Here is a 17,047-nt window from a genome sequence, read left to right on the forward strand (position 1 = left end):
TGCCCTAGAATGGCGGCATCGCAACGAAATGGATAAGTTACCTCATGCTGTATTTGGTTCAATCAAATCGAATGGAGTCTTTGGCCAAACTGCTGGCATCTGAGCTGCAAACTCCCCCCGCAGGCCAGTCGCCGCTGAGCAATGAGCAGATCTTAGTCCAGAGTCCCGGCATGTCCACCTGGCTTAGATTAGCGGTCGCCGAACACAATCAGATTGCCGCGGCGCTGGAGTTTCCGCTGCCTTCGAGCTTTATCTGGCAACTGTGTCATCAACTGCTGGACGATGTGCCCAAAGAAAACGCCTTTACCAAGCCTGCCATGACCTGGAAATTAATGGAGCTACTGCCAGGACTGTTACATCAGGAGGTGTTTGCCCCCTTAGCCCATTACCTACAAGATGATGCCATTTTGCAGGACAAACAAGCGCCCCATTCGCTTAAGTTATATCAGCTCTGCGGCCAGATAGCCGATATCTTTGACCAATATCTGGTCTACCGACCAGACTGGATCTTGGCCTGGGAACAGGGGCTAGACACACTGCCACCGTCGGAGCGAGCGCTTGATCCCGCTCAGCGCTGGCAAAGTGTGTTGTGGCGGGCCTTAATCGAACATAACCACCACAGCCTGGGATTGAGTCGCTACCACAGGGCTAACCTGCATCAGGCGCTGTTCGACGCTCTTGACGATCCCCTGTGCGACCTCAGTAAGCTGCCAAGGCGTCTGTTTGTCTTTGGGATCTCCTCGATGGCGCCACAGACGCTGGAAGTTCTCTATTTTCTGGCAAAACGTATCGATGTGATCATGCTAAGTCTCAGCCCCTGCCAACACTATTGGGGTGATATCGTCGATCCTAAATTGCGCGCACGTATGGCGCTGCAATATGGTGATAAACAACAACTCGCCATTGACTGGGAAAGCAAGCTAGAGGTAGGTAACCCACTGCTGGCCAACAACGGTAAGATGGGCCGTGAACTGCTGGACCTCATTTTAGAGTTACCGGAAAACGACACCAACTTTAACTTCGACTGCTATCAAGATCCCGGCAGCGATACCCTGCTGCACGGCATTCAACGCGATATCCTCGAATTAACCACCCGCGGTGAAGTGATGGGGCCAGATGCCGACTTGTATCTGACCACCAGCGGCAGACGCCTGCTGAGCCCGGCAGACAGGTCGCTGACACTGCGAAGCTGTCACAGTCCGCTACGAGAGCTTGAGACCTTACACGATCATCTGCTGAACCTCCTGTCTCAATCGGAAGGCCTCTCGCCCAAAGATATCGTGATCATGATGCCTGACGTTGCGGCCTACGCCCCCTATATCGACGCAGTATTTGCCTCGAAACGGGGTGATCACTATATCCCCTACGCCATTGCCGATCGCGGCGCAGCGCAAGAATCACCACTGATAAATAGCTTCTTGCACCTGCTGGGGCTCAATCAGAGTCGCTTCGCCCTCACCGATATCTTAGGAGTTCTCGAAGTGCCGGCGGTAATGCGTCGCTTCCAGCTGGATGACGATGAGTTGCTGCTTATTCGCCGCTGGCTAGAGCAAGCGGGCGTACGCTGGGGCCGAGATAAGCAATCGCGAACCGCCCAGCAACTGCCGCCCTTTGAGCAAAACTCCTGGGCATTTGGCATTAAACGCCTGATCTTAGGCTATAGCTTTAGCGATGATGCGCCAATCTATCACGGCAGCCTGGCCTTGCCAGGCGTAGAAGGACAAGCGGCCCAGGCCTTGGGCAAGCTGCTTAACTTTATCGAAGCGATCGACGAATTTAACCAGGCGTTGTCAGCACACTGCCCGCTCGAGCAGCGGATTAGTCAGCTACAGCAGCTGGTGGAAACCTTCTATGAGTGCGTCGATGATGAGCTCAATCAACAGCAGGAGCTGTTACAGGCGATAAGCCGTCTAAAAGAGGAGTTGCAATCGACCCATTACCAGAGCGAGCTGGCACTGGAGGTGATGCAAAACTGGTTTACTCGCCAGCTGACCGAGTCGCGCGTGGGCCAGCGCTACCTGGCCGGTAGCGTCAATTTCTGCACCCTGATGCCAATGCGATCAATCCCCTTCAAGGTGGTGTGTCTCCTCGGAATGAATGATGGCGTCTATCCCAGGGTGCAGCATCCGGTCGGCTTCGACTTAGTGGCGCAACAAGGGCAGCGCAAGGGGGACAGATCCCGCCGCCTCGATGACAGATACCTCTTCCTGGAGGCGCTGCTATCGGCAAGACAGCAACTCTACATCAGCTATATCGGCCATAGCGAGCGCGACAATAGCGAGCGCATCCCCTCTATGTTGGTCTCCGAGTTGGTCGAATATTGCCAGCTTTGTTATCTGCCGAGCGCCATGGCATCCATGCAAGATGAGCCGAGCCCCGATATCGACCGCATAGAGAAGGCAATTGCAGAGCAGCTCATCATACAGCAACCCCTGCAGCCCTTCGATGAGCGCCTCTATAGCAGCGAGCCACAGGGTGACGCCAGCAGGCTCAGCCAGAGCTATAGCCAGCAGTGGTGCCCACAAAGCACGCAGCCCAAAGAGGATGACGCCAAGGCAACGGCACCTGCCAAGTTCATTAGCCAGCCACTAGCGCTGACTGAGGACAAAAATGAGGCGCTGGAGCTGTCGGCCCTTATTCGCTTTTATCGCAATCCGGCGCAATATTTTTTCAATCGCACCCTTAAGCTCGATCTCAACCTCAACATACAAGCCGATGAGAACGATGAGCCCTTTTCCCTCAACGCCCTGTCACGCTATCAGTTGCAGTCTCATTTAATCGACGATGCCATCAAGACGGGACAAGAAAGACCATCGCCTGAATTGCTCAGCCGCCTCAGACTATCGGGACAGCTGCCCCTGGCACCTTTTGACGATCTCCTGCTGGCCCAGTATCAGCACGATATTCGCGCCGTGGTCGGTCGCACCCTCTACCTACAAGGTGAGCAGACCCATACTCAAGACATCGACCTCAACCTAAGGGATAAGGCGAGCACGCAACTGGTTGGTCGAATCGATGGTCTGTCGGCCAAGGGGCTGGTGAACTACCGCCCAGGTACGGCCAACGCGCGGGATCTTATCCGCGTCTATCTGCGTCATCTGTGCCTTAACGCCAATGAACCTGGCGCGTACACCACGCCGTGGCAGCGTCACAGCTATCTGTTAGACATAGGTCACTTCCATGCCTTTGCACCAATCACCCCAGAGCAGGCGTTAAACCAACTTTCCCTCTGGGTTGACTACTATCACCAGGGCCTGAATAACCCCTTGTGTTTTCTGCCACGAACCGCTTTTGCCTATGTGGAAGCCGAGGGCGAGCACCGCGATAAGCTTAGCGCCGCCCAGTCCCAATGGCTTGATGAACAGGCAAGCTTGGGAGAAGGGCTTGAGCCCCATTATCAGCGCCTGTTTAGCTTTCCCGATGACTTTAGCGAAGCCGAGTTCGGCGCCTTAGCCCATGGTTTGCTCTCCCCCTTGCAGAGTCTTTATCACAAGGCGCCGCTGAGCGAACTGGCCGATTTTGTGGAGGGCCAATAAGATGGCGACCCAGACACTCGATACCCTGACACTGCCTCTGAAGCAGGTCCGCCTGATTGAGGCCAGCGCCGGTACGGGGAAGACCTATACCATCGCCGGGCTTTATGTGCGTTTATTATTGGGCGATAGCCAACGAGCCCCCCTGAGCTGCGAGCAGATCTTGGTGGTGACCTTTACCAACGCCGCCACCCAGGAACTCAGGGATCGCATACGCAAGAAGATCCAACTGGCCTACCGCGCCTTTCTGGGCATGGAGGTGGATGATCCACTGATCAACACACTCTATCGAGACGCCGAGCCCGAGGCGCGCAGTCAGGCGCTCAAACGACTGGATCTGGCGCTAAAATCCCTGGATGAAGCCGCCATCTTTACTATCCATGGTTTCTGTCAGCGGATCTTGGCCGATATGGCCTTTGAATCGTCATTGTTGTTTGAATCTGAATTTACCTTAGATGACAGCGAGTACCTGCACCATGCGGTGCGTGATTTCTGGCGTGAAGCCTGCTATCCGCTGCCAAGCTATCTGGCGCAGATCATCGCCAACAAGTTTGGCGATCCCGACGGACTGACCAAACAGCTCAGGCCATTGCTGGGTGCCAACCAGGCCAGCGTTAAAGCGCCGCCAAGTGCCTTCGGTCAGGTGGCCGAGAGCTTGAGTCAAAGTCTTGCTCGGCTGCGCCTTATTTGGCCAAGAGAGCGTGACGCCACATTGGCGTTACTTAAGGCCTTGCCGCTCAATGGCACCCGCTTTGGTAAAAAAGACCAGGGTTACCCTAAGCTCGAGGCGATGTTTACCCAAATGGATAACTGGGCGGCTCAGCCCCTGAGCCTGCCAGACCCTAAGTTACTCGGCAACCTGGCGCTAGACGGATTAAAACTGAATAAGGGCGGCGAGATCCCATCGGCTCAGGAAGCGCCACTACTTGACCACATCGCAAGGCTCAGTGAACGGGTCGAGGATCTGGTGCCCAGTTTTCTCTATGGCGCCAGAGACGGTATTCAGGCAAGGTTTGCCGCCCAGAAACAGCGTAAAAATCTGCGCACCCCAGACGATCTGCTGATTGCCTTGGCCGATGCCTTAAGTGAGACGCGGGATCCGGAGCAGCTGCTAGCACAGGCGATTGCCAAGCGTTTCCCGATTGCGCTAATAGACGAGTTTCAAGATACCGACCCTCTCCAATATCAGATTTTTAGTCGCATCTATCAGGGTAAGCAGCCAGACAATAGCGAGCTAGGCCTGTTAATGATTGGCGATCCCAAGCAGGCGATCTACGCCTTTCGCGGCGCCGATATTCACACCTATATTCATGCCCGGGGGCAGACGCCTCACCACTACAGCTTAGACACTAACTACCGCTCAAGCAGCAATATGATAGCGGCGGTCAATCAGCTGTTTTCCCGGCATCAAGATCCCTTTATCAGCCAGGCGATCCCCTTTGAGATCATCAAGCCCTCTCCCATGGCCGCAGGCAAACGCCTGATTGAGGCCGCCCCTCAAAGTGCGGCCTTGCGGCTGAAGCTGTTGAGCGAAAATCCAGAGAGCGGACTCAATAAGGCCACGGCTCGCAGTCAACTTGCCGCAGATGCGGCCAATGAGATCGCCAGGCTGTTAAATGAGGCCCAGCGCGGTGAGTGTCTCAAGCAAGATAAGCCCCTTAAGGCAAAAGATATTGCTGTTCTGGTGCGCGATCGCAACGAAGCGGCCTATATCAAATCGGCCTTGAGTGAGCGTGGCATAGGCGCAGTGTTCCTCAGCCGTGATAGCGTATTTGATACCCTTGAGGCCAAAGAGCTTGCTTTGGTGCTCTTGGCCGTGGCGAATCCCAAAGACGAGCGAGCGCTGCGCAGCGCCATGGCGACTCGTCTGCTGGGCTATGATGCCCAGGCGATCCATGCCTTTAACCAAGATGAGGATACGCGCCAGCAACTGCTGGAAGCCTTTGACAACCTGCATCACACCTGGCTTAAGCGCGGCGTCATGCCCTGCTTGATGGCGCTCGCCGCCGATACCCGCCTAATAGAGCGCCTACTGGCGGACCAAGATGGTCAGCGCCGCCTAACTGACTTCAGGCACCTTGGTGAACTGCTACAGCAGAAAGCCAGCGAGCTCGATGGCATCAGCGCCCTGCTCAACTGGTATCAGCAGACACTTATTGAGATCAACAGCACCGAAGAGGCGCAGTTGAGACTGGAGAGCGAACAGAATCTGGTTCAGATAGTCACTATCCATAAGAGCAAGGGGCTCGAATATCCGGTATGTTTTCTGCCTTTCATCAGCCTGGCGCACGACAACCGCCGCCGGCCAGCGCCTATGCTCTACCATGAGCAGGAGGAGCTTATCTGGGATATCACCCAGAGCGATGAGGGCTGGGAAAAGTATAAGGCGGAAAATCTCGCCGAAGATCTACGCCTTCTCTATGTGGCGCTCACGCGCCCAGTGCTGGCCTGTTACCTCTACATCGCTAACCATTCGCGTTTCACTAAGCGCGACGGGATCACCAGCCAGCTGTGTGAAACTGCCGTAGGTTACCTGCTCGGCATAGAAAACAAAGCCTGTGAGTTTGCCGATATTCAAGCGGCGGCTACCAATTTGGCAAGTGACGCGATATCCGTGTGTTCGGTGGACACAGAGCAAGCCTTGCTAAGTTTTATCCCCAGCCAGAAGACCCAGGCCGGCCCGTTGATGGCGAGAACCGTGACTCGACCCAGCGAGATCCCCTGGCGAGTCGGCAGCTACTCAGGCCTGGTAAAACACGCCGCTCATGAGCAAGTGCATCCCGGCATGGGGGATGAAGCCTTTCCCGAGCTTGAGCAGATCAGCACCGATGACCCAGGTGAGTTAACGCGCTTCAACTTCGAGCGCGGCGCCAATGCCGGTAGTTTTCTGCACTGGGTATTGGAGCAGATAGATTTCACCCAGGCCGAAGCCGACCTTGGCACAGAGCTGCCTAAGGCGATAGAGCGCTATGGCATCGATGAGCAGTATCTGCCGGTGCTCGAGCACTGGTATCTCGATCTGCTCGGCGCGCCGCTGGATAATGAGGGGCTCTGCCTTGCCAAGCTTGCTCCACAGCAAAAACTGGTCGAGATGGAATTTTACATGCCCATAGGTGAGTTACAGGCCCAGGCCTTAAACTCATTGCTCAAGCAATATGGTTATAGTGCTGCGCTCAATTTTGACACACTACAAGGCATGCTTAAGGGATTTATCGACTTGACCTTTGAATATCAAGGCCGCTTCTTTATCGCCGACTACAAGTCTAACCACTTAGGGGATCACTTGCTTGCCTATGAGCAAGTCGCCATGCAAAGGGCTATCGCCGCGCATCACTATGATCTGCAGTACATCATCTATAGCCTGGCGCTGCACCGCTACCTGAAGCTGCGTTTGCCAGATTATCAATACGATCGCGATGTTGGCGGCTGTTACTATCTCTTCCTGCGGGGGATGTCGACCCAATCGCCGGGCAGTGGCGTGTTTTACGATAAGCCACCGCTAGCGCTTATCCAGGCGCTTGACACCCTGCTCAGCGGTGCGGCCCACACGACGCTTGCCGACACAGCCACAGCGCCCATGCAAACGGAGTTAGATCTATGATCCAGCTATCTCAACCCCTTGAGCAGCTGCTTAAAGCCTGGCAACAACAGGGATTGCTCACACCGCTCGACCGCCATTTTGCTCTTGAGATGCGGGCCCTGCATCAAGACAGTGACGATCTCTTTACCCTGATCTGCGCCCTGCTGAGTCGCCAATTGTCCCAGCAGCACACCTGTCTGCCTCTGTCGCAGATAGACAGAGACAATCCGTTGCATGAACAGACAGCGCAATGCCGCCTGCCCTTGTCTTCGAAAGAGTTGGCTGAGGCTCTTGCGCGGTATCAAGCTATAGGTCTTGCCAGTGATGAGCAGGATAAGCCTTTGATCTTAGATGGCGATCGCCTCTATCTGCAGCGCTACTTTACCTTTGAGATCCAGGTCGCCGAGCGGCTAAAGGCGCTAAGTCAGGCCATTGAGGTGGATAATCCGGAGCAGGTTACCGAGATTCTCAACATCTTATTTCAGGGGCAGGCTCAACAGCCCGATTGGCAGAAGATCACCACCGCCACTGCCTTTAGCCAGAAACTTGCGGTGATCACCGGCGGTCCGGGTACCGGCAAAACCACCACAGTCACCAAACTCCTGTTGCTGCTCTGCCTGAGTCAGCGCCTCACCATCAAACTGGTGGCACCAACGGGTAAAGCTGCCGCGCGCTTAAGTGAATCGATAAAGGCCTCTAAAGCAAGGTTGGCCCAGGAGTTAGCCCCCTATGGTGAGCAACTGGATCTGGCTCAGCTCACTCAGGTGCCGGAAGAAGCCTCGACACTACACAGATTGCTGGGGGTGATCCCAGGCTCGCACCAGTTTAGACATCATAAGGAAAACCTGCTGCGGCTGGATCTCTTGATCCTCGATGAAGCCTCCATGGTGGATCTGCCTATGATGCACAAACTGCTCGATGCCCTGCCTCCTCATGCCAGATTGATCCTGCTGGGCGATCAAGACCAGTTAGCCTCGGTCGAAGCGGGCGCAGTGCTGGCCGATATCTGCGCCGGACTCAAACAGAGCGATGGCCAAACCAGCGCCTGGCACATGCGATACTCGCGCACTAAGGCCCAGTTACTCAGCCAACTCAGCGGCGAGGATCTCAGCGATTATATCGATGAAGAGCCCGCCCTTGGCGACAGCCTGGCCATGCTGCAGCACAGCCACAGATTCAAAGGTGATGCAGGCATAGGCCAGCTTGCAGGCGCCGTCAATCGCCAGGATCTTCACGGCGTACTCAAGGTGTGGCAGGCGGGCTATCAGGAGTTAAGCTGGCTGGAGCATCAGGTATCACCACAGGGTAATGCCGGTCTCAAGGCGCTAATGCAGCAAAGTGTTGCGCAGTACGGTCAGTATCTCACTCTGCTCAATCGACTAAGTGCTGAGACAACAGAAGATGACTATCAGGCCGTTGAGATCATCACCCGCTTTAACGATTACCGTATCCTGTGCGCCATGCGCGCTGGCGAGTATGGTGTCGACGGCATCAATGGCGCTGTCACCCAGGCGCTTGCCGATGCAGGCCTTATTCATCCCCAAAGCGAATTTTATACTGGCCGGCCCGTTATCATTCAGAGCAACGACTATAACCTGGGATTATTTAATGGTGACATTGGGGTGATCTTGCCCGATGCCAGACAACCAGGGCGGCTCATGGCCCACTTTGTTCAGGCCGACGGCAGTCTGCTGAAGGTGTTGCCCGCCCGGCTCCCAAGCCATGAAACCTGCTACGCCATGACGGTGCATAAGAGTCAGGGTAGTGAGTTTCAGCAGGTAGCCTTTGTGCTGCCGCCCAAACCCAGTGTTGCTCAGCGTCAGCTACTCACCAAGGAGTTGGTCTATACCGCCATCACCCGCGCTAAAGGCCATTTCACCTGTCTTGGCACTCAAGTGGTGTTTGAGCAAGCGTGCCGCCAGGCAACCTTGAGGGCATCAGGGTTAGCGAAGAGGTTATGGCAGGCATGAGCCAAACCCTGTCTAACCTGCTCAATCAACAAACAAGTTCACAGCCCAGGGCGTTAGTCCTGGGAAACGGCATCAACCGTTATCGCGCCAAACACCAAGACGCCGATACCTCAAATCAACCTAAGAGCAACGCTTGGGACGAGATGCTAGTAAGCCTGTGGCGTGCCCACCAAGGCGATGAGGTGGCGCGTGTCCCCAAAGGGATCGCGCTAACCGAGTTTTATGATGCGCTAGATCTCATCAGCAAACGTACAAGCAAACATCTGCAAAAGGAGTTCTGCGATCTGATGGCAAGCTGGCAACCTCAGCGCCAACACCAGCAGATAGTCGCGTGGGCAAAAGCCAAGGAGACGCCGCTGTTGACCACCAACTTTGAAGACACCCTTGCCCGCTCCCACCACCTTAAGCTGCATCATCTGAGCGCTAAAGGCTTTACCGATTTCTACCCCTGGAGCAGCTATTTTGCCCATGAGCCAATAGACTCACCCACAAAGCAATTTGCCATTTGGCATATCAACGGCATGCAAAGGTATGCCCGTAGTGTCCGCCTGGGGCTAAGCCATTACATGGGGTCGGTCGACCGGGCCCGGGATATTTTGCACCAAGGGCATCTCGGCGGCGGCTTTAAAAAGACGCTGCAGGATAACTGGCGCGGCAATACCACCTGGCTCAACATACTGCTGCATAATGAGTTAATCTTTATCGGTTTGGGACTGGAGAGCGATGAGATCTTTCTGCGTTGGCTACTGATTGAGCGCGCCAAGCTGTATAAAGCCTATCCCGAGCGGCGGTGTAACGCCTATTTTGTCTATGCTGGTGAGCCTATCTCTCAAGGTCAGCAGTTGTTTCTTGAGGCTGTCGGTGTGACTGTGCTGCAGCAGGCGGATTATGACGCCCTCTACGAGGCGCCATGGCACATTCTTTAAGGTGGCGAAAGCCCTGATTTCGGCCATAAAATGCCCGGTCAGACATTAAGCTTTCTTTAAGGAGCATCCAAGGCTTGCATAAAAAAATCAGCGCGTCATAGTGAGCATGGAAAACGATACTGAGTCGAATACGGAGACCCGATGAATCCGATTAATCTTTTGCTTTTATGTGGCGGTGGCGGCGACGAACACGCGATCTCACTGCTATCGGCAGACTACTTCGAGACCTCTCTGGCAAAACTGTCTCATCTTAATGTGCTGCGCGTCGAACTCGATGACAAGGGACAATACCAGACCAAGTCCGGCCAGCGCTGTGAACTCACTAACCGCCGTGAGATCCGCTTTGAAGATGAGAGCCAAGCCCCCTGGCCCGTCGACTATGTGATCCCCTGCATTCATGGTTATCCCGGTGAGACGGGCGATATTCAGTCATACTTCGAGCTGATCAATCTGCCCTATTTCGGCTGTGACGCCGAAGGATCACGCAACTGCTTCAACAAGATCACCGCCAAGATGTGGTTTAGCGCGCTGGGGATCCCTAACACCCCTTACCTTTTCCTGCATCAACTGGATGAGCAAGCAATTGCCCAAACCACTGATGCCCTGACTAAGTGGGGCTCTGTCTTTATTAAGGCGGCCTCCCAAGGTTCCTCTGTGGGCTGTTATCGGGTCGATGATGCAGAGCAAATTGCCAGCACCCTGGCCGATGCCTTTCGTTACTCGCCCTATGTCGTGGTCGAAAAAACCATTCAGGCCCGTGAGCTGGAAGTGGCCGTCTATCAATATCGCGGCGAGACCCTTGCCACACTGCCCGGCGAGGTGATCTGCGCCGGCGGCACCTTCTATACCTATGAAGAGAAGTACGCCACCGACAGCAAAGCCACCACTCGGGTAGTTGCCGAGGTAAGTGATGAGATAGCCCAGCAGATCCGCGCCTACGCGGTGAAGGTATTCGATGGTATGAAGCTCAGACACCTATCACGTATCGACTTCTTCCTCACCCCAGAAGGCGAGATATTACTCAATGAGATCAACACCTTCCCAGGCCTAACTCCCATCTCCATGTTCCCCAAGATGTTAGCCAATCACGGTGATGATTTTAGCGAATACTTAAACGAGGCGATTTCGACCGGACTCGGTCGATAACTCCTGAAAAAAAAGAGTTAGTCATCAAAAAAGGGAGCCTTAGCTCCCTTTTTTATGTGCAATGATGACCAGGCTTATTAGGCGTCTAATAGTCTCGAACTTGAGATCTCAATCTTACGCGGCTTAAGCGCCTCTGGGATCTCGCGCTGCAGGTCGATATTGAGCAAACCATTTTCGAGATCCGCGCCAATCACGGTCACATAGTCGGCCAACTGGAAGGTGCGCTCGAAACCGCGCTCGGCAATGCCCTGGTACAGGTATTTGCGCTCGCCCTCCTGCTCGGCCTTGGTGCCTTTGACCACCAGCTTGTCGCCTTCGCTGGTAATGTCTAATTCTTCCATCGCAAAGCCGGCTACCGCCATGGTAATACGATAGCGATTCTCGCTCAGCAACTCGATGTTGTATGGGGGATAACCGGAATTACCCTTGTTCGATGCAGCATGCTCTGCAAGCTGGGCTAAACGATCGAATCCAATGGCACTACGGTATAAAGGGGTTAAATCATAATTACGCATAAGTATATCCTTGTATTAAGCAATATAGTGGTTTGTGGCCAACCATGAATCTCTTGATTCTGTCGCGCCGTAAGTAACCTCCCCCGGCAGCCCTAAGGCACTGCCATTAACGGATGAAACTCACATCCTGGGGTCAGTCAGGAACCTCATCGAGCGTCCCATACTCACTATATGTGGACAGGTGATTTTGTTTTCAAGTAAGAAATTTAAAAAAGTTTGTCGCGCGAAATAACATGACGAGTTGAACTAGGCTAATGGATTAAATAAATAGCCTTGTAAAGCAGGCAAGATGAATAAATCAGATGGGAGACAAAGCACAATAAATAACTCCTAGCCAAACAAATCATAGGCATAAAAAAAGGCAGCCCTGAGGCTGCCCTTTATGTGTCTTAACCCTGCTTATTGCGCAGTGATCTGACAACCTTCAACACTTTCAGAGTTTTCGTAAACGATATCGCCTACTGGGTTGAAGTCGGCTGCGACGATAGTGCCTGCATCCTTAAAGAAGGTATACAGTACTTCGGCATCAACATAACCGGTTTGAACTGGGTTTAGCTTAGGATAGCCATCACCGCCTGCTGCGTTATAGCTAGGCACTGTCATAGTGTATGAGCCCGTTGCGCTGTACTCTTTACCGTTAACTTCGCTGATAGCCACTGTCTTAGCCGCACAGTCAACTGTCATCTTAACGCCTGTGATCTGAGCGTAAGCACCCGCGCCAATCTGTAAGCTAGCCACTTCACCTAGGTAAGCGCTGAGCTCTTCACCTGTCATAGTGCTTAGGGTCACCATGTTACCGAAAGGCTGTACCGTCAGTACGTCACGGTAAGAGATATCACCCGCTTCAATTGATGCACGTACACCACCTGAGTTCATCACGCCCACATCGGCGGCAACCTTAGTACGCTGTGCATCGGCGATTAGACGGCCCAGGTTAGTCTGCATGAAACGAACGTTTGCACGCTCACCATCGAGCAAACCATCGGTCGAAGCAATCACTTCATCCAGTTGGCCTTGACCACGCTCTTGATAGTAAGAAAGCATCTCTTTCAGTGCCGCATCTGGCTCAATGGCTTCACCTACCAGTACTTTAGTCTCGTTACCTTGCTCATCTTTTACTTTCTTCACTAGGTTAACAGGTACCAGTTTGTAGTTAGCCAGGTGCAGTTCACCGTTGAAGTACTCAAAATCGGCACGGCCAACATACTTACCCCACTCGTGAGCCTGCATGATGTAGGTACCGTTTTGCTGATCAGGAGCACACTCATCACCTGGTGTAAAGTCAGCATATTCGCTGCCTTCCATACAAACTGGGTTTTGAGAGTGACCACCGATCACCGCCTGAAGCTGGCCTTGCTCAAGCGCCTTAGCCAGAGCCACATCGCCAGGGGCGTTGCTGCCGTGTTCGCCGTTGGCATAGTGACCCATATGAGTGGTTGCGAAGATTAGATCAGCAGCCTTAGCGTCTTTAATCTCTTTGATCACTTTCGCAATCTCTTCTTTTGGATCCGTGAATGTAAGACCTGAGATAAATTCTGGGTTACCCAGCTTAGCCGTGTCTTCTGTGGTTAAACCGATAACGGCAATCTTAACGCCATTAACGTCGAATACTTTATAAGGCTCAAAATAGCGAGTGCCATCTTCTTTGTAGATGTTAGCCGCGAGCATTGGGAAGTTAGCGATAGAACGCTGTGAATCCAGTACCGCCAGTGGGTTATCGAATTCGTGGTTACCAACTGCCATGGCATCATAACCGATGTCGTTCATGCCGAGGAAATCTGGCAATGCGTCTTGCAGATCTGACTCAGGCACACCAGTGTTAATATCACCACCAGAAAGTAGCAGTGTTTCGCCGCCGTTGGCTTCTACTTCGGCGCGGATCTGATCGATCAACGTCTTACGTGCTGCCATACCATATTCACCGTCTCTGTTTTCCCAGAAACGACCGTGGTTATCATTGGTATGCAGTACGGTAAATTTAGTGCAGGCACTACCGGCTTCAGCACATGTTGTTGGCGCCTTGTCATCATCGCTGCTATTACAACCAGCAAGTGCTGCTAATACAGCCGTCGCGACTAATCCTTTTAAAAGCTTATTTGTCATTACATCAACCCCTAGATTATCTTTTTTATTAACCATCATATTTTTTGATAGCGAACGTCATAATCTCGCCGCGAAATATAATATCAAACAATATCTAGGGATTGTGGCATTTTTATGAACAAACATAGGGTATATGTTTATTTTAAAAGCATTTTACACCACTTATTGTTTCGCATTTAGAACAGCATAGATATTAACTACAGACTTCTGTCACTCATTAAAACGCACACAATAAAGTATTTATTATCTATTTTATTAACTTGCCATTAAATTACAAAAAGTCGCCATACTCCCGCAATAAGAACAAGCCAGACCGAATCTAGATCACAAAACCACTAAAAACTTCACACTAGATCAACGTTACCTAAAGCAGATAAAGATAATACAGACAGTTTTGGTCACTTTTGCGACCAAAAATCGCTAAATGACGCCCAAATGTTAATCCAGTGTTACACAGGAATGAGTTAAAAAGTCAGCCTCAACTCTGACGTGATATAGCTCACATTAAAAAGGCGTCATAGGCGCCTACTAGGTTGGAACCACTGAGACTATTCAGCCAAACGCGCCGTAAGCCACTGACCAATATCCTGTAATTGATTCGGCAGTACACTATGACCCATAGCGTAGGTCTGCCACTGACTATGATAACCCGCCTTTGAAATCAACTCAAAAGCCGCACGCCCGGCAGCCACAGGCACCACCTCATCTTGCTCGCCATGTTGTTGTAACAGCGGTGTCTGGCGATTAGCTTCACTTAAGTTGTCCGGCATGGCATTACCTGTGGGCAGATAGCAGGAAAGCGCCATGATCCCGGCCAGGCGCTGCGGATACCTCAGGCCGGTAAACAGGCTCATCACCCCACCCTGGCTAAAACCAGCAAGCACAATCTTATCGGCAGGAATGCCGGTTGCAATCTGCTCATCAATCAAGGCGGCAATCGAGGCTTCAGAGGTTAGTACACCGGGCATATCGGCGCGGTTGTCCATATCCATCCCCTTGATGTCATACCAGGCAGGCATTACATAGCCTTGATTGATCGTGACAGGCATGCTGGGGGCATGGGGAAAGATAAAGCGCACACCGAGTTCATCAGGCAGGCCGAGCAAAGGCACAACCGGCGCAAAGCCCGCGCCAGAATCGCCGAGGCCATGTAACCAGATAACGCAAGCACGGCATTGCTCTTGAGGTTCGATAGTGATCCGCTCTAACGGCTGTTGAGACATAGGGTTTCCTTTATTGGTCACTCAAAATTGTCGCCGATCATAACAGGAAGCCTCTGACCACCCAACTATTCGATAAAGTCGAAGATAAACCTGAGATTTCTGTGTTTTTTATCTCATATATTGACTGCTAGACTGATGGTTAAGCTAACAAGAGAAGAGGCATTAGGAGATGGGTTTACTACAAGAAGGCCAATGGGTCGACAAATGGTATGACACAGACAAAACAAAGGGCGAGTTTGTCAGAGAGGATTCCGCCTTTCGCCGCTGGGTAAAGGCGCCAACGCCACAAGATCCTGAGCCAGAATTTAAAGCCGAGTCTGGACGCTATCATCTCTATGTGTCGCTCGCCTGCCCTTGGGCCCACAGAACCCTTATCTTTCGCGAGCTCAAATCCTTGCAAGCCCATATCGGCGTCACGGTTGTCGAGCCCCATATGTTACAAAATGGCTGGGAATTTAGTGGCCCTAACCAAAGCGAGCAAGCCAATCATATAGAAGGTAGTGAGATCGACAGACTCAATGGCAAAGACTATCTATACCAGATCTACCAGCTGGCAAAGCCAGACTATAGCGGCCGAGTCACTGTGCCCGTATTGTGGGATAAGCAGCGTCAAACCATCGTCAGTAACGAATCGGCGGAGATCATCCGCATGTTTAACAGCGCCTTTAACGAGATCACAGACAATCACTTGGATTTCTATCCAGAGCCGCTCAGGCAGGAAATTGATGAGTTAAATGACTGGATCTACGACAAAATCAACAATGGTGTATACCGTGCCGGCTTCGCTACGACTCAAGCGGCTTACCAGCAGGCGTTTGATGAACTCTTTAAAGCATTAGATAAACTAGAAACTCGCCTGAGTACGCAGCGCTATCTCACGGGCGACAGACTGACCGAAGCCGACTGGCGCCTGTTTACCACCTTGGTGCGATTCGACGCCGTCTATGTTGGGCACTTTAAGACCAATCGCAACCGTATCAGCGATATGCCCGCGCTGCAGGATTATCTCAAGGCCTTATACCAGCATGAAGGGGTCACCAAAACGGTTAATTTCGAACATATCAAGCAGCATTACTACTACAGCCATGGGCAGATAAATCCAACCCGTATCGTCCCTGTTGGCCCAGAGCTCGCTCTGGACACGCCCCATAGCAGAGATGATAGCGCGAGCTAAACCTGCGCTGTGCCAATCTTTGTCTCGGTGCTCAGCTTATCGCCACACCGAGGCAATCGGCCACCTCGGCCAGCTGCTCTGGCCCATCCAGAGTGAGGTGCCATCGCACTGCACCCGCATCGGCAACCATTATATGACCCGCACTCAGTAAGCGTACATCGTCGGCCATGGCATAGAGGCTGGCGCCTGATGCACTCAACTTAACCAACACCTCTTGGGGCGACACAATAAGTCGGCCGCCGGAAAATTCGATGACCACTTAGGCCTCCTTTGAGATACAAAAAGACCCAGGGTAACCCGGGCCTTATACTGACTATCTTGGGATCACCTTAGTGGTGATGGCCGCCGACGCCGTGAGCGTGGCCATGGGCGATCTCTTCCGCTGTTGCTTCACGCGCATCAAGGATCTCAAGATCAAAAGTCAACTCGCGGCCCGCCAGTGGATGATTGATATCCACTGTCGCCATAAACTTACCCACCTTAAGTACAGTTACCTGACGCTGACCCTGATCTGTGCTGATAATGGCGCGCATACCCGGCTTCCAGGTTTTCGCCCCTTGCAGATGCTTAATCGATACACGTTGCTCGCCGTCTTCATTACGAACGCCATAGGTCTCTTCCGGCGGCAGGGTAACAGAAAACTTCTCACCGATGGCTTTGCCTTCGATCGCCTTCTCGACGCCAGGCATCATGTTGTCATGTCCATGCAGGTAGGCAATGGGATCCAGTCCTTCATTGGTTTCCAGTACTTCACCTGCTTCATCGCGTAAGGTGTAGTTAAACTGCACAACCATATCGTCTTTAATGCTCATCAAGCGTCCTTAGTTAGTCTCTTTTCTGATGTGGGCGAGAGCTTAGCAAAACTTACTCTCAGGCG

General features: G+C 52.7%; 11 protein-coding genes. 6 read left to right on the forward strand and 5 right to left on the reverse strand.

The features are described 5' to 3' along the window. Positions 1-44 precede the first annotated feature (44 nt). From recC to L2712_RS06550, 5 genes are all read left to right on the forward strand, one after another. On the forward strand, positions 45-3,536 hold the full coding sequence (gene recC / locus L2712_RS06530; RefSeq protein ID WP_248977258.1) for an exodeoxyribonuclease V subunit gamma: 3,492 nt from the start codon (positions 45-47) through the stop codon (positions 3,534-3,536). 1 nt (position 3,537) lies between these two features. After that, entirely contained in the window at positions 3,538-7,134 is a 3,597-nt protein-coding gene (gene recB / locus L2712_RS06535; protein WP_248977259.1) for an exodeoxyribonuclease V subunit beta, read from the forward strand. Then, entirely contained in the window at positions 7,131-9,083 is a 1,953-nt protein-coding gene (gene recD / locus L2712_RS06540; protein ID WP_248977260.1) for an exodeoxyribonuclease V subunit alpha, read from the forward strand. The genes recB and recD overlap by 4 nt, the downstream gene beginning before the upstream one ends. Next, positions 9,071-10,009 (forward strand): SIR2 family protein, encoded by a 939-nt coding sequence (locus tag L2712_RS06545; protein ID WP_248977261.1) that lies wholly within the window; start codon positions 9,071-9,073, stop codon positions 10,007-10,009. The genes recD and L2712_RS06545 overlap by 13 nt, the downstream gene beginning before the upstream one ends. Before the next feature lie 141 nt (positions 10,010-10,150). Then, positions 10,151-11,155, forward strand: coding sequence for a D-alanine--D-alanine ligase (locus L2712_RS06550; protein WP_248977262.1), 1,005 nt, complete (start codon positions 10,151-10,153; stop codon positions 11,153-11,155). A gap of 77 nt (positions 11,156-11,232) precedes the next feature. Here the strand turns inward: L2712_RS06550 and L2712_RS06555 are convergent, their stop codons facing one another. The 3 genes from L2712_RS06555 to L2712_RS06565 form a co-directional block, all read right to left on the reverse strand. After that, positions 11,233-11,670: an Hsp20 family protein gene (locus tag L2712_RS06555; protein ID WP_033538055.1), complete on the reverse strand. Its 438-nt coding sequence runs from the start codon at positions 11,668-11,670 to the stop codon at positions 11,233-11,235. 399 nt (positions 11,671-12,069) lie between these two features. Then, positions 12,070-13,773 carry a bifunctional UDP-sugar hydrolase/5'-nucleotidase UshA gene (gene ushA, locus L2712_RS06560; protein ID WP_033538217.1) on the reverse strand — a complete coding sequence of 568 codons (1,704 nt, stop codon included), beginning with the start codon at positions 13,771-13,773 and terminating at the stop codon, positions 12,070-12,072. A 548-nt stretch (positions 13,774-14,321) separates the two neighbouring features. After that, entirely contained in the window at positions 14,322-14,996 is a 675-nt protein-coding gene (locus tag L2712_RS06565) for an alpha/beta hydrolase (protein ID WP_248977263.1), read from the reverse strand. 169 nt (positions 14,997-15,165) lie between these two features. On the opposite strand from L2712_RS06565, the gene L2712_RS06570 reads away from it, so the two are divergent. Further along, a complete protein-coding gene (locus L2712_RS06570) occupies positions 15,166-16,170 on the forward strand; it encodes a glutathione S-transferase family protein (protein ID WP_248977264.1) in 1,005 nt (334 codons plus the stop codon). A 31-nt stretch (positions 16,171-16,201) separates the two neighbouring features. On the opposite strand, the gene L2712_RS06575 is transcribed toward L2712_RS06570, so the two are convergent. Continuing rightward, positions 16,202-16,429, reverse strand: coding sequence for a DUF3389 family protein (locus tag L2712_RS06575; protein ID WP_248977265.1), 228 nt, complete (start codon positions 16,427-16,429; stop codon positions 16,202-16,204). Between the two features lie 70 nt (positions 16,430-16,499). Next, entirely contained in the window at positions 16,500-16,982 is a 483-nt protein-coding gene (locus tag L2712_RS06580) for an FKBP-type peptidyl-prolyl cis-trans isomerase (RefSeq protein ID WP_033538051.1), read from the reverse strand. Between the last annotated feature and the right edge of the window lie 65 nt (positions 16,983-17,047).

This window comes from Shewanella marisflavi (assembly GCF_023283925.1).
GTDB lineage: Bacteria > Pseudomonadota > Gammaproteobacteria > Enterobacterales > Shewanellaceae > Shewanella > Shewanella marisflavi.